This is a genomic window from Bradyrhizobium sp. 62B (assembly GCF_030272265.2).
Lineage (GTDB): Bacteria > Pseudomonadota > Alphaproteobacteria > Rhizobiales > Xanthobacteraceae > Bradyrhizobium.
The window spans coordinates 7,132,377-7,154,019 of record NZ_CP092841.2; the positions used below are offsets into that span (position 1 = coordinate 7,132,377).

The following is a 21,643-nucleotide window of genomic DNA, read 5'->3' on the forward strand; positions in this document are numbered from 1 at the left end:
GTGCGCCGAGGGAGGTATTCTTGGCCGTTCGCTACTACGACTGGATCGTCCATCATGGCCGCCGCACGCCTGACAAGGTCGCGGTCATCGACCTCGCGAGCGAGCGCCGTTTCACCTATTCGCAGCTCGATGCCCGCGTCTCGCGCCTCGCCTCGTTCCTGCGCCACACGCTCAACGTCTCCCGCGGTGACCGTGTCGCGGTGCTGGCGCTGAACACCACCGATACGCTGGAGGTGCAATTCGCCTGCGGGCGGCTTGGTGCTATCTTCGTGCCGCTGAACACCCGCCTCACCGTCCCCGAACTCCAGTTCATCACGGCTGACTGCGCGCCGAAGGTGATGATCCACGACACCGATCTGGCCGAGACGGCGCTCAGCGTCGCGAAGCTCTGCGGCATCGCCAAGAGCCTGCTGCTCGGCCCCGGCGGGTCCTATGAGGCCGGCATCGCCGCCGCAAAGCCGCTCGACCGCGCCGAAGAGGTCACGCTCGATGATGTCTCGACCATCATGTACACCTCGGGCACGACGGGCCATCCGAAGGGTGCGACCATCACCCATGGCATGACCTTCTGGAATTGCGTCAATCTCGGCGGCCCCGCCTGCATCGGGCCGGCCTCGGTGCTGCTCACCGTGCTGCCCCTGTTCCACACCGGCGGGCTGAATTGCTACACCAATCCCGTGCTGCACGCCGGCGGTACCGTGATGATCATGCGCGCCTTCGATCCCGGCGCCGCGCTAGGCCTGATCAACGATCCCGCGCAGGGCATCAACGTGTTCTTCGGCGTGCCCGCGATCTACCAGTTCATGGCGCAGCATCCGGCCTTCGCGACCACCGATCTCAGCCGGCTGATCGTCGGCGGTGTCGGCGGCGCACCGATGCCGGTGCCGCTGCTCAAAGTGTGGGAAGCGCGCGGCGTCGCCCTGCAGCAGGGCTACGGCATGACTGAGACCTCGCCGGCCGTGCTGGTGCTCGATCGCGAGGATGCGGCGCGCAAGGCAGGCTCCGCCGGGAAACCGGTGCTGCATACGGAAGTGCGCATCGTGCGCCCCGACGGCAGCGATGCCGATGTCGGCGAACTCGGCGAGCTCTGGGTCAAGGGACCCAACATCACGCCGGGCTACTGGAACAGGCCGGAGGCGAACAAGACCTCCTTCACCGACGGCTGGCTGCACACCGGCGACGCAACGCGCATGGATGAAGAGGGCTTCTACTACATCGTCGACCGCTGGAAGGACATGTACATCTCCGGCGGCGAGAACGTCTATCCGGCCGAGGTCGAGAACGTCCTGCATCAGCTCAATGCGATCGCCGAAGCCGCCGTGATCGGTATCCCGGATCCGCAATGGGGCGAGGTCGGCCTTGCCATCATCGCGGTCAAGCCAGGGCAGAAGCTGACCGAGGCCGATGTCTTCACGCACTGCATGGCCAATCTGGCGCGCTTCAAATGCCCGCGCCAGATCCGCTTCGTCGACGCGCTGCCGCGCAACGCTACCGGCAAGATTCACAAGCCGACCTTGCGCAAGGCGTTCTCGGTGGCCTCCGAGGTCGACAAGAAGGTCGCCAACGCCTGACCAGAGCGCCCCTCGCGGGCGCCTTTCTTTTTGAAGTGCCTGCCAACCCACAAGAAACCCAAGGAATTTCCATGAAGAACAAGAAACTCTCCCTGCTCGCGGCGGCGGCAGCCCTGACATTGCTCTCGGCCCAGAGCGTCCAGGCGCAGAAGAAATACGATACAGGCGCCAGCGACACCGAGATCAAGATCGGGAATGTCGAGGCCTATTCCGGCCCCGCTTCGGCCTACGGCGTCATCGGCAAGACCGAGGAAGCCTATTTCAAGATGATCAACGATCAGGGCGGCATCAACGGCCGCAAGATCAACTGGATCTCCTACGATGACGGCTATTCGCCGCCCAAGACCGTGGAGCAGGTCCGCAAGCTGATCGAGAGCGACGAAGTGTTCCTGGTGTTCAACGCGCTGGGCACGCCGACGCAGACCGCCGTGCAGAAATATCACAATGCCAAGAAGGTACCGCAGCTCTTCCTCGCCACCGGCGCCAGCAAGTGGAACGACCCGAAGAACTTTCCGTGGACCATGGGCTTCCAGCCCAGCTATCGGGTCGAAGCCCAGATCTTCGCCAAGTACATCCTGAAGGAGAAGCCGGACGCGAAGGTCGCGATCTTCTATGCCAACGACGATTTCGGCAAGGACTATCTCGCCGGCATCAAGGACGTGTTCGGTGACAAGGCATCGAAGCTGATCGTGGCCGAAGAGAGCTACGAGACGTCGGAGCCGTCGATCGACGCCCATATCGTCAAGCTCAAGGGCACCGGCGCCGATGTCTTCGTCAACATCGCCACCCCAAAATTCGCGGCTCAGGCGATCAAGAAGATCGCCGAGCTCGAGTGGAAGCCGATGCATCTGATGACCGACGTCTCGGTCTCGATTGGTGCGGTGATGAAGCCCGCCGGCCTCGAGGCCTCCGAGGGCGTGCTGTCCGCCGGCTACCTGAAGGACGCGTCGGATCCGCAGTGGAAGGACGACGCGGGCATGAAGAAGTTCATGGCCTTCATCGACAAGTACATGCCGGGCGCGAACATCTCGGATGCGAACCTCGTCTACGGCTATGCGGCGGCCCAGACCATGGTTCAGGTGCTGAAGCAGGCAGGCGACAATCTCACGCGTGAGAACGTGATGAAGCAGGCTGCGAGCCTGAAAGACTTCACGCCAGATACGCTGATCCCGGGGATCAAGATCAACACCTCGGCCAACGATTTCGCACCGATCGAGCAGCTCAAGATGTGGCGCTTCAAGAAGGGCCAGTGGGAGCTATTCGGCGACATCATCAGCGCCGAAACCGGCGGCTGAGGCGCCCCTGCCGCGCCGCAAGATACCGAATGGCGGCTGCGAGGCCGCCATTCTTCTTGCCTGCGGACCGACAAATCCTTCATCCCGTCGCGACGGCCGCCGGAAAGGGATTTGCATCGCCCGGCTCGCGCTTCCGTTCCAAGTCGATCGACATCACGGCCAGACCGAGATGACGTGCATCGCCACTGCCACTGAATGGCGGGCATATCCATGCAAGGATCGCCGTGCCGGATGACGGCAGATCGAGCTCCAGCGTGTAGCTGTCACGACCGATCACGATCGCGGCCGGGTCGACGCGCGCGCCATCGAGATAGAAATACGCGCCGATCCTCTCCAGCGAGGCACGGAGAGCGGGACTTCGAATGCAGACCGTGTTGCGGCCGGGACGTCCGCTGATGCGAAGGGCAGCCTGCGGCTCGCTCCAACGGAAGGTGCGACCAGCCGACACCTCCATCTCGTGGAATCCCACTTGTGCAATGACATGTTCGCCAAGCGGGCCGGCAGTGGGAATGGGAACCTGTCTGAGGCGATGAATGCAGTCGAGCCTCTGAAGCCGGATCAGCGAGGCGATGTACCGCCTCAGCCATCGCTCGATCGCGTTGCTCGCCCCGACGATCGTCAAGAGGGACAGCACGGCGCGCGCTCCTAATGCCGCCAGCCGCGCGGAGACGCGCGCGGGAAGATCGCCGAGCAGCGCCGGCGCCACCCAGCGACGGAAGGCGCGCAGCTTCTCATCGGGCCGCTTCCAGCCTCGGCCCGCAAGGCTGTAACGCAAGAGCGCATTCAATGCGTGGCGGGCGAGCGAAGCATCGCGTTTGTCCCGCTCGCTCCACTCGACCGGCACGTCGAGCAGCTCGCTGCCGGGATCGCGGCGTGCCTCGCCGAGATAGCGGATCTCGCCCTGCACGAAATCGAGCGTGAACGTCTTCAGCTCGCCGATCTCGCCGATGTAATAATGATGGAAGCGCGCTTCTTCCAGATAACCAATGGCATAGCCTCGCGCGTGATACGCCGCAGCCAGCACCCATTCGGCGAAGTGGCCGAGCTCCTCGCGCAGGCCGCCGCATTCCCAATAGACGTCACGCCGCGTCACGAAGCACTGATCGAGCACTTTGCGCCAGGGATGCTGCTTCATGCCGAACTCGATGTCGGCCTGGTACATCGCAGCCTCTGCCACCGACAACCGGTTGTGGCAGATCGGGACCGAATGGCAGGAAAAGCCGGCCCAGTCGGGATGAGCCTCGATGGCGCGGATGCACAGCTCGATCACGTTGGGCTCTGGCCAGCAGTGCGATTCGGTGAAGAACAGATGGCGGCCGCGGGCTTTGGTGGCGCCGAATGCGCACAGCCCGATGTCATGTTCGGACTCGGTGAACTCGATACGGGCCTTGTCGGCGGCCAGCGCCTCCAACTCCTCTCGCGTCTTGAAATCCGGCGGCACGACCAGGATGATCTCGTAGAGCGATTTGTCCGCGGTCTGCGAGGTCCAGCCGAGCCAGGACTGCTCCCATTGCCCGCGGTGATATTCGAGCGGGATGATGATGGAGAACAGCGGAGTTCCGCCGTCGTTTCGCGCGGGCGCGTCCTGCATGGCAGATCCTTATAGACACATGCGAAGCCGCAGCAGGACTATTTCTCGCGGACTATAGCGTCAAAAACAGCGCAAAGGATTCATCAACCGTGCGGCGCAGATGCTTTCGATACAAGGCATGATTGTCATCATCGGGCGCAACCCGCCCCAGGGACGGCTGGGGGATGTTCCTGAGGGGCACGTAGGCGATCGGCGCCGCGATCGGTGTGAGCTGCGAACCAGGGCCTGCACGCAGCGTCGAGATGATTCCGTACATCTCGCCGGCGACCGTCGGCCGAGACACCGTGATCACGCGATGCTGGCCGTGCTTGATGATGACGAGGTAGATGAATCCGGACTGATGGGGAACGGCGACCTCACCGGTATGCTCGTAAGCGGCATCGGTCCGATCGCCCTCGCGGAAGACCAGTGACGAGACCTTCGGCTCCCAGACGATCTCGGTGCGGTAGGCGAAAATCGCATCCTTGTCGCCGAAGGACGGCCGCAACGTGATGTAGACGTCCTCGAGCCAGGTCACGGCGCGATGCGCGTAGGAGCCGAGACTGTCGGGAGCGACATCGCTGGCGGGCTGAGGCGCCAGCACGACGGGATTTTTGCGCAAGGAGACGCCCAGCGCCTGCTCCAGCCGGACCGTCGTCGCCAGCGTGAAAGGCCGCCGCCCGCCGAGCACCTTCTCCAGCGTCGACAGGCTGAGCTTGGCCTGCTCGGCCAGCGTCTGCCGGGAGATCCGGCGCCTGGCGAGTTCCTCGCGAATGGTCTCGGCGATCTCGCGGCTCTGCTCGTCCGAAAGCTGCCTGTCGGTCAGTTTGTCCTGCATCTGCATCGTGGGCCCCGCTTCCAGCACAGCCATTCTAGCAGGCCGGACAAACCAGCACAAAACCGCACATGGCCCCCTCGGGCACGGCGCACCCGGCCGGGCGTGGCGGAACATTGCCGATCATTCTGCTCGCGACATCGGCCCCTCCCGGCGAATGCTCGGAGCCAGCAAACGTCCTTTTGGGAGCAGGTCAATGGACACCTACGACGCAGCCGACAACGAAGAGCACCCCCTGTTGAAGGGGCTGATCAAGCTCGGATTGTTTCTTCTCGCGCAGGGCATCGCGGTGATGCTGATGGCGTTCGTAGCGCTGCTCGTCAGCTTCGGGACGAGCTGGTCGGCAACGACCGAGCAGGCCAGCCTGCTCCAGCCCGGCGCGGCCAGGTCCGGAAGCCTGCTCCTGAAGGACGACGGCGCTTACACCGAGGCGATCCGCCTCGGCATCGACGTCGACATCACCGTTTCCGGCCCGACCTTGCGCGCCCGGATCACTCAGGTTTTTCGTAACCCGACCCAGGATTGGGTCGAGGCAACCTATGTCTACCCGCTCGCGACCGGCGGCGCCGTCGATACGCTGAAGATGGTGGTCGGCGATCGCGTCATCGTGGGAGACATCAAGGAGCGGCAGCAGGCACGCGTGATCTACGAAGAGGCGCGCCGCGCCGGTCAGAGGGCCGCCCTCACCGAGCAGGAACGGCCGAACATCTTCACCAATTCGGTTGCCAATATCGGCCCCGGCGAAACCGTGCTGGTGCAGATCGAGTATCAGGAGCCTGTCCATCAATCCGGCAACGAATATTCGCTCCGCCTGCCGCTGGTGGTCGGACCCCGCTACAATCCGGCGCCGATCGTCCAGAGCGTCGACTTCCGCAAGGACGGGTCGGGTTGGGGCGCGGCGACGTCGGACCCGGTCGCAGACCGTGACCGCATCTCGCCGCCTGTGCTGGACCCCGCCAAGTCTGCGCCGGTCAATCCGACCAGCATCACGGTGCGCCTGAAGGCCGGTTTTGCGCTTGGCGAGGTCACGAGCCACCACCATAAGGTCACGATCGAGAGCCCGGACAGCAAGACGCGCGTCGTCACGCTCGCCGACGGCGTCGTCCCAGCCGACCGCGACTTCGAGCTGACCTGGAAGCCTGCCGCCGAGAAGGCGCCGTCGGTCGGCTTGTTCCGCGAACATGTCGGCGATGCCGATTATCTGCTTGCCTTCGTCACCCCGCCCCGCGCCGAGCAGACGACGCAAAAGCCGCTGCCGCGTGAGGTCGTGTTCGTGATCGACAATTCGGGGTCGATGGGCGGCACGTCGATCGTCCAGGCCAAGGCGAGCCTCACTTACGCGCTCTCCCGTCTTCAGCCAGCCGATCGCTTCAACGTCATCCGTTTCGACGACACCATGGACATGCTGTTTCCCGCGTCCGTGCCGGCGGATGCTGCGCATGTCGGCGAGGCGACCTCGTTCGTGAGCGCTTTGCAGGCGCGCGGCGGCACCGAGATGGTGCCGGCGATGCGCGCCGCGCTGGCCGACAAGCTCGGCGACACCGGCATGGTCCGGCAGGTCGTATTCCTGACCGACGGCGCAATCGGCAACGAGCAGCAATTGTTCGAAACGATCACGGCGATGCGCGGCCGCTCGCGTGTCTTCATGGTCGGCATCGGGTCGGCGCCCAACACCTATCTGATGACCCGCGCCGCCGAGCTCGGCCGTGGGGCCTTCACCCATATCGGTTCCGTCGAGGAGGTCGAGGAGCGCATGCGCGGCTTGTTCGCCAAGCTCGAAAACCCGGCCGTGACCGGCCTCACCGCAAAATTCTCCGAGGCCACGGCCGACGTTACCCCGGCTATCATCCCCGACGTCTATCGCGACGAGCCGCTGGTGCTGGCGGCTAGGCTCGACAAGCTCGCAGGCTCGCTCGAGATCAGGGGACGCGTCGGCGACCGTCCGTGGTCGGTGACGCTGCCGCTGCAGAATGCCGCCGAAGGCAAGGGCCTGTCGAAACTCTGGGCCAAGCGCAAGATCGGTGACGCCGAAGTGGCACGCGCCATGCGGGAGCTCGCGCCTGAGGCGGCCGACAAGGCGATCCTGATGCTGGCGCTCGACCATCAGATCGTCACGCGCCTGACCAGCCTTGTCGCCGTCGACAAGACGCCGAGCCGCCCCGAAGGCGCGTCGCTCAAGCTCAGCGAATTGCCGATCAACCTGCCGGCCGGCTGGGATTTCGAGAAGGTGTTTGGCGAACGGCCGCAGATCGCGCCGCAGCTACGTGAACGCCACGCGGATGCGAGCACACAACCGGCCACGCGGCGCGCGACGCCTGCAGCGCCCGATGCGATCCGCCTGCCCAAGACGGCAACCTCGGCCGAGCTGAAGATGATCGGAGGCTTCGTCCTGATCGTGATCGCCTTGTTGCTGTTCGTGTTCAACCGGCGTCGGCTCTTGCTCACCAACGCCGCTTGAGAGAGGAGCACCCCGACTCCTCTGTTAGCGCGCGCGGTCGCCCGTCCCGTACCCAACGGCCGCGCGCGCCTTTTTCTCAACGTCATTGCGAGGAGCGAAGCGACGAAGCAATCCAGGCTGCCGCTCAGGAGACAGCCCGGATTGCTTCGCGTCGCTCGCAATGACGGAAGGGAAACACAATGCCCCGCCTGCTATCTCCTCTGGTTCTCGCCCTGATCGGCCTCATCCTGTTCGGTGACGGGGTCTACATCCATGCCAAGGCGTGGCTCGCGCAAGTGCTGCTGGAGCGCGCCTTCGACAGAAGCCTTGCGACCGGCGAAATGATCAAGCCGTGGTCATGGGCCGACACCTGGCCGGTGGCCCGGATCGAGGTGAAGCGGATCGGCGCCAGCGCAATCGTGCTGGAAGGTGTCAGCGGCCAGGCACTTGCTTTCGGACCAGGCCATATCCCCCAAACGGCTGACGCCGGAGAACGCGGAGTTGCCGTATACGCCGCACATCGTGACACACATTTCCGCTTCTTGCGGAACGTTGCCATCGGAGACGTCATTGAGATCACCCGCCGCGATGGCAAGCAGTACCGCTACCGGGCGGATCATGCGGACGTTGTCCGTTCCGACGCGCCGGGCATCGATCCTTCAACGCAGAGTAGAGAGCTCGCGCTTGCAACCTGCTGGCCGTTCGACGCCGTCACATCCGGCCCGGAGCGCTATGTCCTGCATGCCACCTTGATCGAAACGGGTGAATAGCCGTTCGCAATCGGGGCCGTCCAGGGTCGATCGAACCTCCCAAATCACGCCGGACAGGCCCGGACTTCTGGCGCCACCGCCCGGAGCGCTGTAAGATTGGCCCATTGATTTTGTACGTTGCGATTTCTGAAAGAGCGATAATGGACGACGAGTTCAGGCAGCGCCTCGAACAGCGATTGGAGCAGCTCGAAAATCGCGTCGCGCTCCTGGAAAGGAATCAGGATCTCATCGCCGCCGGGCAGAGACGGTCCTCGCTCCGGAGCCTGTGGCGGCGGCCGCCGATCTGGACCTTCGAGCAATATCCGCCGCGCCTGCTCAATCTGACATCTTTTCCGCCAGCACCCTCGATTCCCGAGAATGCACCGCGGATCGCGATGGTCACGCCGAGCTACAACCAAGCGCAATATCTCGGCGCCACGATCGAGAGCATCGTCGGTCAGAACTACCCGAACCTGTATTATCACGTTCAGGACGGCGCCTCGATCGACGGCACGACGGATCTCCTGAAGCGTTGCGGCGCGAGCATCAGCTGGAAGAGCGAACCTGACAACGGGCAGTCGAACGCCATCAATCTCGGCTTCGCCGGCGTCGACAGCGAGATCATGGCTTATCTCAACAGCGACGACATGCTGCTGCCCGGGACGCTCGCCTATGTCGCCAATTATTTCACGTCGCACCCGCATGTCGACGTCGTCTACGGCCATCGCGTCTTCGTCGATCGCGAGGGGCTCGAGGTCGGCCGCGCCGTGCTGCCGCCCCATGACGGACGCGCGCTGCAATATGCCGACTACATCCCGCAGGAGACGATGTTCTGGCGCAGGCGCGTGTGGGACAGGATCGGGCCGCTCGATGAGAGCTTCCACTATGCGATGGATTGGGACTTCATCCTGCGGGCACAGGCCGCGGGATTCAAGTTCGTGCGGCTGCCGCGATTTCTCGCCTGCTTCCGAATCCATGACGCCCAGAAGACGGCATCAACCTATGCGATCGGCGTCCGGGAGATGGGCATCTTGCGGCGGCGCGTTCTCGGCTTCGATCCGACACAGATGCAGATCCGCCGCGCCATCGCACCCTATCTCACGCGGCAGCTCGCCTTCCACTACGCCCACAAGCTGAGCCTGCTGAGGTACTGAGCCCGCGGCGATCAGCGCCCTCCTGACGCACCGACATCGTCGTCGAGCCAGATCCGCTCGAGGCCGATGCCGAGCGGCCGCGCGTCGGAACTCAATCCGAGATCGGCGGGCGAGCGGGGATCGGAGAGCGACAGGCTGATGGTCAGCGTCCCGTCGGCCGCAATCGCGGCGGGATCGAGCATCAACCTGCGCTGGCCCGCGAAGGCCTCTTTCGAAAACGTCAATTGCTGCTGCACGCCGTTGCCGACGCGGCAAACCGCGTGCAGTTGTGGATTTCCGTCGGAGACGAACGCCCGGCACGCCAGCACGAGCGCGACCGGTCGTGACGGAATGGGGTGGACGGCGAAGCGGAGCACGCAATTCCTGGCGACGGACCAGGTGCCCCATTGCTCCGGCTCGCTCCACCCCTCGATCAACGCCGCGACACCCGCACCACCACGCGCGAATTCGAGCTGCTCGGCGCCGAGGACGGGCGCGGACACCGGGGGCTCCAGCGCAGCCGGATCGAACGGCTCCTGATCCGGAACGAATTGCGCGATCACGCGCACGGCATCCGCGATCGAATTGAGCCCGAGCACGGAACCGTCCAGCTCGTAAACCACATGGTTCTGTCCGGTGACGCGGACACGCTGGCCGGGTGGTGGCGGCCGATCCGCAAGGCGGGCGGGGATGACGATGTCAGCGACGTCGAACCCGTGCGTGCGGGCGAGTTCGCCGATGGTCCGCACGGTCCTGTCATACAAGGGCGGGCGGCTATTGATGTCGGTCGCGAGCGCCTGTGCCAGCGCCTTGAAGTCGAGCCGCACGTCGTCGTCATCCGCCAGCAGCAGACGTTTGAGGACGAGCATGTCCCTGGCGATGAAGAGCTGGAGCGCGTTGAGATCGGGGAGCTCCGGATCGCCGTCAACGGGTCCGAAATCGCGCGCCCCGCGCGGCGTTTCGAGCAGGTCGGTGGTCTCGAAGAACAGCGCGTGGCCGGTGCTGTGCTGCGAAAATCCGGCCATGCTCAGCGGCCGCGACAGCCGGACGAAGCTGTCCGTCAGCGCAGCGTTGGCGATGCCGGACGCCACATCCGGCGAAAGGCCGATGAAGTAGCGGCCTCCGAGTGCACGCATCCGATCGATGACGCTGCGGCGGACGAAGGAATTGTAGATCATCGGCAGATGCGCATAGTGCGCCTGGAAGCCGAAGACGCGCGCCAGCTCGGCGCGCGACGAGACGCGCTTTACCGACGAGGTCAGGTCGATCTCGGCCAGCAACCGGTTGCGGAACGCCGGGTGGTAATAGCCCGGCCAGTAGTAGCTGTAGGCGCTCCAGCTCAGGAGATCGATCTGTCGGCTGGAGAGCATGTCCGATGCCGTGGCACAGGCATAGGGCATCAGCCCGTCGTCATCGCCGAGGAAGGTGATGTACTCGCCCGAGGCACGGCCGAGCGCCGCCTCCCAATTGTCGGTCATGGTTAGCACGGTGTCGCTGGCAAAATATTTGAAGCGCTCGTCCTGGAGGTCTGCAACCATCTTCGCGATAGCGGGGTTGCCGCCATTGTTCTGAACGATGAACTCGCAATCTGCTTGCGCAGGCTGGCACGCCATGGTCGCGAGCGCGTGGCGAAGCGTGTCGGGACGATCGAGCGTCGGTATCACGATGGACAGCATCGGCATGATCACCAATGAGAGAATGAGCGCTACGATTGCGTAGCATCTTGCCTGGTCGTTCGCACTTTCGCCAAAAGTCTCGTGATGCTAGCCTCATCGACAAGTCTTGTCGTCAAGGCTTGCCATTCCGCCTCGCGGCATGGAGCCCGTCGCGATGAGGCACCAGACCGGCGCACGACAGCGCATTGCAACAAGAACAAGAGGCGAGGAACGCGCATGGAAGCTCAAGTGCCGGCTGCATCGGTGTCACAACGCCCATGGTCTCCATCGCCCGACGCCGGAGACATCGTCAAGGGCATCCACGCCATGCTGCACCCGCTCAACATCGTGCTGGTGGGCGCAACCGACAAGCCCGGCAATTACGCCGAACGCATCTGGAATAACCTGGTCAAGTACGGCTACGAGGGCGGCCTCTATCCGGTCAACGCCAAGCGCGAAACCATCTGGGGGGTCCCCTGCTTCAAGGACTTTGCGAGCCTCCCTGAAAAGCCCGATCACGTTCTGGTGCTGGTGCCGGCGCGCTTTGCCGTGCAGGTGATCCGCGACGCCGCAGCGGCCGGCGCGCGGTCGGCGACCATCGTCACCTCCGGCTTCAGCGAGTTGCAGGACGAGGACAGCCAGAAGCTCGCCGCCGAATTGCAGGCGGCGGTGCGCGAGACAGGACTTGCGGTCACGGGCCCGAATTGCCTCGGCAATCTCAGCGCCGGCGAGAAGCTCTTCACCAATATCGACGACCGTGTCGTGACCATGGAACAGGGCGCGGTGGCCATCGCCGGGCAGTCCGGCGCGATCGTCATGGCGATCCGCCAGGCGCTGGAAGATCGGGGTGTCGGTGTCGGCTATATGGTAACGACCGGCAACGAGGCCGGACTCGAGACGCCGGACCTGATGCGCTATTTCGCCGAGGATCCGAGCATCAAGGTGATCGTTGTCTACCTTGAGGGCGTTCGCAACACCAAGGCGTTCCGCGATGCCTGCAAGGCGGCGCGCGCCGCGAGCAAGCCCGTGATCGCGCTCAAGCTCGGCGCCTCCGAGGGCGGCCGTGCTGCGGCGATGGCGCACACCGGCGCGCTCGCGGGCTCGATCGAGACGTTCGACGCCGTTGCGACGCGCGAAGGGGTGATCCGGGTCGGCGGGCTCGACGAGCTGATCGAGACCACCGAATGCTTCGTTCACGCGGCGGTGCCCAAAGGCAACCGCCTCGCCGCCGTTACGCTGTCGGGCGGCAAGCGCGGAATGCTGCTCGATGCCTTCTACAAGGAAGGCCTGAACTTCGCGCCGCTCAGCCCGCATGTCGGCTCCGAACTGGCCAAAATGCTCGGACCGGGCTCGATCGTCGGCAATCCGCTCGATGCCGGCTTTGCCGCGGTGGTCGATCCCTCCGTTTACATGAAGTCGATCAAGCTGATGATCGACGACCCCGATATCGACATCGTCATCGTCGATGCCGAGCTGCCCAAGGCGCCGCATGAGCTGCGCGAACGCAATTTGCGCATCGTCGACGAGATGGCGCGCGAGGGCGGCAAGCCGGTGATCTACATCAGCGCGATGTCCATCGGCTTCACCGAGTTCACCAAAACCTTGCGCAAATCGCTGCCGCATCTCGCGGCGATGCAGGGCATGGACCGGGCGGTGACCGCGATCAAGTCGCTGCTCGACTACGCCAAGCTGCGCAAGGAGGTGCCCGATATCGTCTCGAGCTCGAAGCCTGCCGCGCGCGCCGTGCTGGAGAAGGCGCTCAAATCGGCGAGCGGCGCTGCGCTCGACGAGGTCGCCTCGAAGAAGCTCCTGAAGGCCTATGGCATCCCGATCTCCAAGGAGGCGATCGCTCAGACGGCGGCGGAGGCGGTGAAGATCGCCAAGCAGATCGGCTTTCCGGTCGTAGCAAAAGTCGTCAGCGCGGAGATCCTGCACAAATCGGACATCGGCGGCGTGGTGTTGAACCTGAACAGCCCGACCGAGGTGAAGAAGGCGTTCGCGGACATCACGGCACGGGTCGCGAAGCTGAAGGGCAAACCCAGGCTCGACGGCATCCTGATCGCGCAGCAGGTCAAGGCCGAGCTCGAGCTCGTGGTCGGCGCCTCGCTGGATGCCGAGATGGGGCCTGTCGTGCTGTTCGGCACCGGCGGCATCGACATCGAGCTGATGAAGGACGTTGCGCTCGCCGGCGCGCCCTTGGACGAGGCCGAGGCCCGGCTCCTGATCGGCCGGACCAAGGCAGGTATCAAGATGCGCGGCTATCGCGGCAAGCTGGCCCTGCACGAAGCCTCCGCGGTGAAGGCGCTGGTCGGCTTGTCCAATTTGATCGCGGATGCCGGAGACCGGATCGCCTCGATCGACATCAACCCGTTCCTGATCAACGCCAAGACGGGCGTCGCCGTCGATGCCCTGATCGTGCTGAACAATGCTGCGGCAAAGCGCGCGGCGGGACATTGAGGCGCCGTGGCCCGTAGGGCGGATTAGCGCCAGCGTAATCCGCCAGCTTGCACGGCTAGAGGCGAGGACGGCGGGTTACGCTTCGCTAACCCGCCCTACGTAACATCGCGGCCTCCTTCCAACTTCCCTGCTTTGGCCGTAAAACCTCCCCGTATGGCACGTGCGAGCAATCTGGTGATCGGAACGGCGACGCTGGCGGTGATCGCCGTGGCGTTCGGCGGCGTGCTCGGCGTGCAGAAATGGCGCACCATCCAGAGCCGCAGCCAGCTGCGCGTGGTGTTCGAGGGCGGGTCCGCCAGCGGCCTGCGCCGCGGCGGGCCGGTCAATTTCGACGGTGTCCCGGCGGGCCAGATCCTGTCGATCAAGCTGGATAGCCCGCGCAGGATCGTGGCCCTCGTGATGCTCGACAACACCGCGCCGATCCGCAAGGACACCGTTGCTGGCATCGAGTTCCAGGGCCTCACCGGCGTCGCCGCGATCTCCCTGATCGGAGGCGCTCCCTCCGCGCCACCGGTGCCGCTGGACTCGGACGGCGTCCCCGTCCTGACCGCCGATCTCAGCGACGCAGAATCCATCGTCGAGACGCTCCATAGCGTCGACCGCACGATCGTCAGCAATGCTCCCGCCATCAAGGAAGGCCTGCGCACGTTCGAAGATTACACCGCCGATCTCCGCAGCAAGGGCAGCGATATCGATTCCGTCATGGCCAAGGTCGACAGCGCCTTCGCGGGCTTCGACAAGGCGGTCACGAAGATCGAGGGCGTGGTGCCCGGCTTCGTCGACGGCAAGGCCGACGAGCTGTTCGAGAAGATCAAGGGACTGCACGAGCTTGCCAACACCATGAAGAAGAAGTCGGCCGGCTATCTCGAGGACATCCGCCGCTCGCTGCTCGACGTCAGCGAAGCCGCCAACAAGATGAGCGGGATATCGACGCCCGCCGCGGCCCCGCGCCCACCGCGCAAGCCTCCGCAGCCGAAGCGATAGATCCCTACCAAGCGTAGCGGACGACGCCCTTGCCGGCGTAGGAGCGGGAGACCTTCGAGAACTCGCCCTCGAAGGTCGCCGACGCAGACCAGCCGTTCATCCAGTTCATCTGCACCGCCGCCGTGGTCAGCGCGGAATCGCGCGCCTGGGCGGCACCGTTCACGACGAATGCCGATCCCGGCAACGTTTGGAAGACCGCGCCGACGCTGCGCTCCGGATTGTAGTCATGCGCCCAGGCGACGCGGCCGCGCAGGGTCATCAGGCCGCCGGCTGCGGCGAATGACTTGTCCGCGCGCAGGCCGAGCTCGGTGCGGGTGCTGGTCACGTCCTTGGCGGCATAGTTCAGCGCGAAGACATTGCTGCCGACCACAGCGAACTCCGAGTAGCTCGGAAGGCTGAACATGGTGGCCTGGACCGCCGCATAGGGCGTGAGGCCGATCCACTGCGAGGCATGGCGATAGCCGCCCTCGATACGGCCCGACAGCGCGTTGGCGTTGAACTGCGCACGCAACTGATCGACGCCGGCAGCGGTGACGATGCGGTTTGTCGTGACGTCCTGCCAGCCGTAGGCCAGCGCGGCCGTGACATAGGCAGGCCCCGCCGTGTGACGAACGAAGGCGCCGGCCTGGAACAGGTCGGAGCGGCCCCAGCCGAGCCCGTTGACGTTGAAGCCGGTGCCGCCGCCCGCAAGCGCAAACCCGGCGATCGTCGACGGCGAGAAGCGGTAATCGAGGCCGACGGCGGTGCCATAGACGCTGCTGCTGGTGGTGTTGGAGCCGAGGCCGGCGTTGCCGTCGGTGGCCTGCGACCCGCCATAGCCGGCCGCCCACACGTCCCAGCGCTGCTCGAACGTCGCAACCGGTGCTTTGCGGTAGATCGAAGCGAAGGCATCGCGCGTGGTCTTGTCGCGAGCGTTCCTGCCAGTTGCGGCATAGGCATTCGCGCTTGCGTCGTCCGCATACGGAGTCGCGCCGGGTGCACCGCCGCGCCCCGTGCCGAACACGTCCGTCAGCAGACTGATGAACAGGTTCATCGCGTTGAAGGTCGTCTGCTGCGAGCCGGTGCCCGATTCGCCGGAAGCCTGTGTGAGGCCGGCCGGCGAGAGATTGGCGAGCGCCACGGGAAGGCTGCCGCCGCTGTTGAAATAGTTCGTCAGCACATTGGCGACGTTCTGTTGATTGATGTTGAGGCCGCCGCCATAGCCGAGCGCGAGATCAAGGTCGACATTGTTGAGGCCATAGCTCAGCGTCGCATGCAGGTTCGGCGATAGCCCCACGACCACGGGATTGAACGTATCGGGCAGCGTCCCCGCGCTGAGGATCGTGTAGTGCTTCGCGATCGAGCCGGTCGGAACCACGACGACGGTAGCGCCGCCAAGCGTCGCCGTTCCGGTCACGACCGCAAGGCCGTTGCTCGCGCCCGAGACCTGCACCATGTAGCTCGACGCGCTCGTGAACGAGAGGTCGCCGGACACGGTGAGCGTCCCGGTCGGATTGCCTGGCGCCAGTGTGCCGCCATTCACGGTGATCGTGCTGACCGTGCCGACGCCACCGAAGGTACCGCCGGTGGCGACGGACACGGTGCCGTTGATGGTGCCGGCGAGCATCAGCGTGCCGCCGAGCACGTTCCAATCCTGATTGCCGGTGCCTGTCACGGTCCAGGTCGAGCTGTCGACCTTGTTGAAGGTCGAGAACCCGTCGTACTGGAGGCCAACACCGATCAGGTCGAGATTGAACGTATCCTTGCCGGTGCCGCCGAGCTGGAAGGTGTCGGTTCCGGATGCCAGAACCTGGCCGTTGATGACGCTGCCGGGGCCGAGGGTGAGCGTGTTGCTGCCGCATCCGCAGAAATCGATCGCGATGGCACCGGACGCGCCGGCATCGATGGTGCCGGAGTTGAAGACGCTACCGCCGCCACTCAGCATGATACCCGTGCCGTTGGCGCCGACGGTGATGGTGCCGGTGTTGACGATCTGGTTGGTCGTGCTGAACGAGCTGACGTCGATGCCGACGCCGGTGTCGCCGACGGTGATCTTGCCCGTGTTGGTGACGATGTTGGAATCGCCGACAACGAAGATGCCTTCGACAAAGTCGGCGCCCGTGATCTGCCCGCTGTTGGTTATCGTTGAGGACGAGCCGGTATAGGCGATGGCCACCCCGCCCAGCCCGACATTGATCGCGCCGCTTTGGCTGATCGTGGCCCGGTCACCCTGCAACGAAATGCCGGCCGTCCCGCTGCCCCCGACCGTGATCGTGCCGCCGTTGGTGACTTTCGAGTCGTCGCCCAGCACGGCGATGCCGACGCCAAAATCTCCGGCCGTGATCGTGCCGAGATTGCTGACAGTCTGGAAGTCGCCTTGCAGGAAGATGCCGGCGGCGTTCTGCCCGACCGTGATCGTGCCGGTGGCCGTATTGGTGATCGTGTTGTTGTCACTGATCGCCAGAATGCCGCCGGAGAATCCGGCGGAATCGCCGACCGTGATCGCGCCGGCATTGGTGATGATTGCACTGCCGAACGCAAAGATGCCGCTTGCACCGTCGCCGCCCGTGATCGTGCCGGTCGCAGAGTTGGTGATCGTGTTGTTCTGGCCGGCGAAGACGCCCACACCTGACCCGCCGACCGACAGCGCACCGCCGTTGGTGACGGTGTTGCTGTCACCGACCGAGATCGCGGCGCCGCTGTCGCCCGTCGTGATCGTTCCGGCATTGGTGATGACGTTGTGATCGATCGCCTGGATGCCGAGTCCGTTGTCGAGCACTGTGATGGTGCTGTTGTTGATCACGGTGTTGGAATTTCCAACGGCAATGCCGGTGAGGCCCGAGCCTGCCGACACGGTGCCGTTGTTGGTGACGGTGCTGGAATCGTTGACGCCGATCGAGACCGCGCCGTTGTCGTTCACCGCTGCGCCTGAGAGCACGTTGACATTGAGAGCATCGACACCGGCCCCGGCCTGAAAGCCGTCGGTATCGGTGCCGCTACAGGTAACGGTCTGGCCGCTCGTGGCCGGATCTGGTGTGCAAGTCGCTTTCGCCGGCGATGCGCACAGGCTGAACCCCAAAACGAACGCAGATGCGCCGACGAGCAACGCGGCACCGCGCCGGCGCAGTCGATCCTGCCGCCTCGATAGCCCCTCGCCCCTCACGTTACGCTCTCGCTTCCCCGCCAGTTCCGCGGGAACTTAGGCCATGAGAAGGCTCCGTAGAACTACGGCGCCATCGGAATGCGTCCGTTTGACCCACAACCGAGGCAGAATCCGGCGGTCATGTTGCAACCGGGACACGGTTTTCAGGGCCAAATTCCCATTTGGCGCATGAAGCCGGGTCGCAATGGCTCAGTAATTGGTGGCCGCCGCTTCATTCGGGATGCCGTCGATCGGGCATTCCGCAGTCCCCGGCGTCGCGCGGGTCATCGCCTCGACCATGTCCCGCGTGCCTTCTGGATCCTTGATCCAGTTCTTGTAGAAATCATACGGGCATGCCGCAACTCCACGCGGGCTGTCGCCGGAATTGATCATGCCGGTGTAGCCGCGGTGGACCAGCTTGTAGAGATGGTTCTGCGACTGGCCGTTGCGGCGCGCGTCGCGGATCAGATGTTTCGACAGCTGCGCGTATTGGATGCCGTAATCCTCCTCGCCGCACTCGCCGAGCGTGCGGCCATCGAAGCCGATGATCGCGGAGTGGCCGAAATAGGAATAGACACCGTCGAAGCCGGCGGCGTTGGCAACCGCGACATAGACGTTGTTGGCCCATGCCATCGCCTTGGAGATCATCACCTGCTGCTCCTTGGCCGGATACATGTAGCCCTGGCAGCGCACGATCAATTCCGCGCCCTTCATGGCGCAGTCACGCCAGATCTCCGGATAATTGCCGTCGTCGCAGATGATCAGGCTGACCTTGAGACCTTTCGGGCCTTCGGACACATAGGTGCAATTGCCGGGATACCAGCCTTCGATCGGCACCCATGGCATGATCTTGCGGTACTTCTGCACGATCTCGCCCTTGTCGTTCATCAGGATCAGGGTGTTGTAGGGGGCCTTGTGCGGATGCTCCTCATGGCGCTCGCCGGTCAGCGAGAACACGCCCCACACTTTCGCCTTGCGGCAAGCCTCGGCGAAGATGGCCGTCTCTTCACCTGGCACCGAGCACGCCGTCTCGTACATCTCCTTGGAGTCGTACATGATGCCCTGCGTGGAATATTCCGGGAAGATCACCAGATCCATGCCGGGTAGACCGACCTTCATGCCCACCAGCATGTCTGCGATCTTGCGGGCGTTGTCGAGCACCTCTGCCTTGGTGTGCAAGCGGGGCATCTTGTAATTGACGACCGCGACGCCGACCGTATCGTTGCTGCTGGAAATGTCGCCGTGAAGCATTTTGAGCGCTCCTGTCTCTTGTCTGTTTGAGGTCTTCGCTAGTGGCTGATCATCCAGGGCCGCGCGGTCGGAAAGCCCTTGGCGCCGCTCTTGGTCTTGGTCACCAGCCGTGCCGGTTTCTTGCTGTCCGCCGAGCCCTTGTCCTTGACTGTCTTTCCCGAGGAGCAACAGCCACAGCCAGGGCCGTGCGAGGCCTTGTATTGCGCCAGGGTCTGCGGCGCATGCGAGCTGCGCTCGTTGACGGCGTGGGCCTTGCGCCTGTCCGCCGGCATGCAGAAGAAATTCGGCGCGGTCAGGATCACCCGCGGCGCCATGGTCTCGCAATGCGGGCAGCTTTGCGGATCGTCGCATTCGGCCATCGGGCGGAGGTCCTTGAACGGACCGCAATCGTCACAGAGATATTCGTAGACCGGCATGGTTGATTCCTAGGCATTTAGCGACCGCGTGTGCGGAGACAGCCCTTCACCTCAATCCTCTCCCCGCAAGAACGGGGAGAGGGAGCACAGGCGTCATTTGTCCGGCGAGATCGGCATCTGGATGTCGCCGGTGATGTGCTTGATCGGCCCGGCCGCCGACGGCATCACGTCGAAGTCGAAGATTTCCGTCGGCAGCCATAGCGTGGCGCAGGCGTTGGGCACGTCGACCACGCCGGAGATGTGGCCCTGGCACGGCGCGGTGCCGAGGATCGAATAGGCCTGGGCGCCGGAATAGCCGAACTTCTTCAGATACTCGATCGCGTTGAGGCAGGCCTGACGGTAGGCGATGTGGACGTCGAGATAGTGCTGCTTGCCGGCCTCGTCGACCGAGATGCCTTCGAAGATCAGATAGTCCTTGTAGTTCGGCGTGATCGGCGACGGCTTGAAGATCGGGTTCTTGATACCGTATTTCGACATACCGTCCTTGATCACCTCGACCTTCAGGTGCAGCCAGCCGGCCATCTCGATGGCGCCGCAGAAGGTGATCTCGCCGTCGCCCTGACTGAAGTGAAGATCGCCCATCGACAGACCGGCGCCGGGCACATAGACCGGGAAGTAGATCTTCGAGCCGCGCGAGAGATCCTTGATGTCGCAATTGCCGCCATGCTCGCGTGGCGGCACGGTGCGCGCGCCTTCGGCGCCGATCTTGGCCTTGACGTCGCCCTTGGCGCGGCCGCCATGGGCAGTCGGCGCGAACGGCGGGTTGGCGAGCCCAGGCACGCGGGTCGGGTTGGTCGAGATCAATTCGGCTTCGCGCGTGTTCCAGGTCTCCAGCATCTTGGGATCGGGCAGACAGCCGATCAGTCCGGGATGGATGAGACCCGCGAAGTTCACGCCGGGCACGTGGCGGGACGAGGTGTAGAGGCCCTTGATGTCCCAGATCGACTTCTGCGCCAGCGGGAAATGGTCGGTGAGGAAGCCGCCGCCGTTCTGCTTGGAGAAGAAGCCGTTGAAGCCCCAGAGGCTCTCCTTGAGCGGACCGACGTCGAGCAGATCGACCACCAGCAGGTCGCCGGGCTCGGCGCCTTTGACGCCGATCGGACCGGACAGGAAGTGGACGATCGACAGGTCGATATCGCGCACGTCGTCGGCGGAATCGTTGTTCTTGATGAAGCCGCCGGTCCAATCATAGGTCTCGATGATGAAATCGTCGCCGGGATTGACCCACGCAACGATCGGGATGTCGGGGTGCCAGCGGTTATGCACCATGTCGTTTTCATAGGCCGACTTGGTGAGATCGACCTTGATCAATGTCTCTGGCATCGAGATGCTCCCCTTTGACTACGGTTGGTTAGACGGACAGATATTTCGAGACCTGCGCGGCATCGACGGCGTCGCGCGGATCGTCACGCACGATCTCGCCGTTCTCGATCACCAGCACACGGTCGGCGATGTCGAGCGCGAAGCTCAGCACCTGTTCGGACACGACGATCGAGAGCCCCTTCTCGTCACGGATGCGCTTCAGGGTGCGCGCCATCTCCTTGATGATCGACGGCTGGATGCCTTCGGTCGGCTCATCCAGCAGCAAAACCTTCGGCTTGGTCGCGAGCGCACGTGCGATGGCGAGCTGCTGCTGCTGGCCGCCGGAAAGGTTGCCGCCGCGACGGCCTTTCATTTCAAGCAGCACCGGGAACAATTCGTAGATGTCGCCCGGCACCTCGGAGCCACCGGAGACGACGAGGCCGGTTTCGATGTTCTCCTTCACCGTCATGGTGGAGAAGATCATGCGGCCCTGCGGGACGTAGGCGAGGCCCTTGGCGACGCGCTCAAAGCTCTTGAGGCTGCCGAGCTCGGCGCCGTCCATGGTCACCGAGCCGCTTTTGGCGGGCAGGATGCCCATCAACGACTTCATCAGCGTGGTCTTGCCCATGCCGTTGCGGCCCATGATCGCGACGATCTCGTTCGGCGCGACCTTGACGTTGAGCCCGTGCAGCACCTCGCTCTGGCCGTAGGCGACGTGCAGATCGGAAATTGCCAGCATCAATGCGCTCCTAGGCTCGATATATTTTCTTCCTTCTCCCCTTGTGGGAGAAGGTGGCGCGGACGAAGTCCGCGACGGATGAGGGGTCTGCATCCGCGAATGCGAGGAGCAGTTTCTCCCGCGGAGAG

Annotated in this window: 15 protein-coding genes; 7 read left to right on the top strand and 8 right to left on the bottom strand. The window is 64.2% G+C overall.

Going from position 1 to position 21,643, the window contains the following annotated elements:
* The first annotated feature begins 20 nt into the window (after window positions 1–20).
* Window positions 21–1,571: a long-chain fatty acid--CoA ligase gene (locus ML401_RS34250; RefSeq protein WP_285808606.1), complete on the top strand. Its 1,551-nt coding sequence runs from the start codon at window positions 21–23 to the stop codon at window positions 1,569–1,571.
* A gap of 71 nt (window positions 1,572–1,642) precedes the next feature.
* Window positions 1,643–2,866: an ABC transporter substrate-binding protein gene (locus tag ML401_RS34255; protein ID WP_211415458.1), complete on the top strand. Its 1,224-nt coding sequence runs from the start codon at window positions 1,643–1,645 to the stop codon at window positions 2,864–2,866.
* A gap of 79 nt (window positions 2,867–2,945) precedes the next feature.
* On the opposite strand, the gene ML401_RS34260 is transcribed toward ML401_RS34255, so the two are convergent.
* Both ML401_RS34260 and ML401_RS34265 read right to left on the bottom strand, forming a co-directional pair.
* The gene (locus ML401_RS34260) at window positions 2,946–4,457 is read right to left on the bottom strand and encodes a glycosyltransferase family 2 protein (protein ID WP_285808608.1); all 1,512 of its coding nucleotides are present in this window, start codon (window positions 4,455–4,457) and stop codon (window positions 2,946–2,948) included.
* A gap of 52 nt (window positions 4,458–4,509) precedes the next feature.
* Complete coding sequence (locus tag ML401_RS34265) at window positions 4,510–5,280, bottom strand: helix-turn-helix transcriptional regulator (RefSeq protein WP_285812781.1); 771 nt, start codon at window positions 5,278–5,280, stop codon at window positions 4,510–4,512.
* Window positions 5,281–5,467: 187 nt separating this feature from the next.
* Here ML401_RS34265 and ML401_RS34270 point away from each other — a divergent pair, with 187 nt between their 5' ends.
* The 3 genes from ML401_RS34270 to ML401_RS34280 all read left to right on the top strand — a co-directional run bounded on the left by ML401_RS34270 (window position 5,468) and on the right by ML401_RS34280 (window position 9,611).
* Window positions 5,468–7,729 carry a marine proteobacterial sortase target protein gene (locus ML401_RS34270; protein ID WP_285808610.1) on the top strand — a complete coding sequence of 754 codons (2,262 nt, stop codon included), beginning with the start codon at window positions 5,468–5,470 and terminating at the stop codon, window positions 7,727–7,729.
* A gap of 179 nt (window positions 7,730–7,908) precedes the next feature.
* Window positions 7,909–8,478: a class GN sortase gene (locus ML401_RS34275; protein ID WP_285808612.1), complete on the top strand. Its 570-nt coding sequence runs from the start codon at window positions 7,909–7,911 to the stop codon at window positions 8,476–8,478.
* Between the two features lie 140 nt (window positions 8,479–8,618).
* The gene (locus ML401_RS34280) at window positions 8,619–9,611 is read left to right on the top strand and encodes a glycosyltransferase (protein ID WP_285808615.1); all 993 of its coding nucleotides are present in this window, start codon (window positions 8,619–8,621) and stop codon (window positions 9,609–9,611) included.
* An 11-nt stretch (window positions 9,612–9,622) separates the two neighbouring features.
* Here the strand turns inward: ML401_RS34280 and ML401_RS34285 are convergent, their stop codons facing one another.
* Window positions 9,623–11,266 carry a glycosyltransferase gene (locus ML401_RS34285; protein ID WP_285808616.1) on the bottom strand — a complete coding sequence of 548 codons (1,644 nt, stop codon included), beginning with the start codon at window positions 11,264–11,266 and terminating at the stop codon, window positions 9,623–9,625.
* A gap of 216 nt (window positions 11,267–11,482) precedes the next feature.
* On the opposite strand from ML401_RS34285, the gene ML401_RS34290 reads away from it, so the two are divergent.
* On the top strand, window positions 11,483–13,702 hold the full coding sequence (locus tag ML401_RS34290) for an acetate--CoA ligase family protein (protein ID WP_285808618.1): 2,220 nt from the start codon (window positions 11,483–11,485) through the stop codon (window positions 13,700–13,702).
* Between the two features lie 153 nt (window positions 13,703–13,855).
* The gene (locus tag ML401_RS34295; RefSeq protein WP_285808620.1) at window positions 13,856–14,686 is read left to right on the top strand and encodes an MlaD family protein; all 831 of its coding nucleotides are present in this window, start codon (window positions 13,856–13,858) and stop codon (window positions 14,684–14,686) included.
* 4 nt (window positions 14,687–14,690) lie between these two features.
* On the opposite strand, the gene ML401_RS34300 is transcribed toward ML401_RS34295, so the two are convergent.
* The 5 genes from ML401_RS34300 to urtE form a co-directional block, all read right to left on the bottom strand.
* Window positions 14,691–17,828 carry an autotransporter domain-containing protein gene (locus ML401_RS34300; protein WP_376717330.1) on the bottom strand — a complete coding sequence of 1,046 codons (3,138 nt, stop codon included), beginning with the start codon at window positions 17,826–17,828 and terminating at the stop codon, window positions 14,691–14,693.
* Between the two features lie 189 nt (window positions 17,829–18,017).
* Window positions 18,018–19,058, bottom strand: a complete 1,041-nt coding sequence (locus ML401_RS34305; RefSeq protein ID WP_194404991.1) for an aliphatic amidase — start codon at window positions 19,056–19,058, stop codon at window positions 18,018–18,020.
* A 38-nt stretch (window positions 19,059–19,096) separates the two neighbouring features.
* Complete coding sequence (locus ML401_RS34310; protein ID WP_194404992.1) at window positions 19,097–19,474, bottom strand: zinc ribbon domain-containing protein; 378 nt, start codon at window positions 19,472–19,474, stop codon at window positions 19,097–19,099.
* 93 nt (window positions 19,475–19,567) lie between these two features.
* Window positions 19,568–20,797, bottom strand: coding sequence for a formamidase (fmdA, locus tag ML401_RS34315; RefSeq protein WP_211415449.1), 1,230 nt, complete (start codon window positions 20,795–20,797; stop codon window positions 19,568–19,570).
* Window positions 20,798–20,825: 28 nt separating this feature from the next.
* The gene (urtE, locus tag ML401_RS34320; RefSeq protein ID WP_028133834.1) at window positions 20,826–21,515 is read right to left on the bottom strand and encodes an urea ABC transporter ATP-binding subunit UrtE; all 690 of its coding nucleotides are present in this window, start codon (window positions 21,513–21,515) and stop codon (window positions 20,826–20,828) included.
* Window positions 21,516–21,643 lie beyond the last annotated feature (128 nt).

Excerpts from the sequence above, each read along its gene's own strand:
- ML401_RS34255 (WP_211415458.1), top strand. The coding sequence starts at position 1,643 with ATGAAGAACAAGAAACTCTCCCTGCTCGCGGCGGCGGCAGCCCTGACA.
- ML401_RS34260 (WP_285808608.1), bottom strand. The coding sequence starts at position 4,457 with ATGCAGGACGCGCCCGCGCGAAACGACGGCGGAACTCCGCTGTTCTCC.
- ML401_RS34265 (WP_285812781.1), bottom strand. The coding sequence starts at position 5,280 with ATGCAGATGCAGGACAAACTGACCGACAGGCAGCTTTCGGACGAGCAG.
- ML401_RS34270 (WP_285808610.1), top strand. The coding sequence starts at position 5,468 with ATGGACACCTACGACGCAGCCGACAACGAAGAGCACCCCCTGTTGAAG.
- ML401_RS34275 (WP_285808612.1), top strand. The coding sequence starts at position 7,909 with ATGCCCCGCCTGCTATCTCCTCTGGTTCTCGCCCTGATCGGCCTCATC.
- ML401_RS34280 (WP_285808615.1), top strand. The coding sequence starts at position 8,619 with ATGGACGACGAGTTCAGGCAGCGCCTCGAACAGCGATTGGAGCAGCTC.
- ML401_RS34285 (WP_285808616.1), bottom strand. The coding sequence starts at position 11,266 with ATGCTGTCCATCGTGATACCGACGCTCGATCGTCCCGACACGCTTCGC.
- ML401_RS34290 (WP_285808618.1), top strand. The coding sequence starts at position 11,483 with ATGGAAGCTCAAGTGCCGGCTGCATCGGTGTCACAACGCCCATGGTCT.
- ML401_RS34295 (WP_285808620.1), top strand. The coding sequence starts at position 13,856 with ATGGCACGTGCGAGCAATCTGGTGATCGGAACGGCGACGCTGGCGGTG.
- ML401_RS34305 (WP_194404991.1), bottom strand. The coding sequence starts at position 19,058 with ATGCTTCACGGCGACATTTCCAGCAGCAACGATACGGTCGGCGTCGCG.
- ML401_RS34310 (WP_194404992.1), bottom strand. The coding sequence starts at position 19,474 with ATGCCGGTCTACGAATATCTCTGTGACGATTGCGGTCCGTTCAAGGAC.
- fmdA (WP_211415449.1), bottom strand. The coding sequence starts at position 20,797 with ATGCCAGAGACATTGATCAAGGTCGATCTCACCAAGTCGGCCTATGAA.
- urtE (WP_028133834.1), bottom strand. The coding sequence starts at position 21,515 with ATGCTGGCAATTTCCGATCTGCACGTCGCCTACGGCCAGAGCGAGGTG.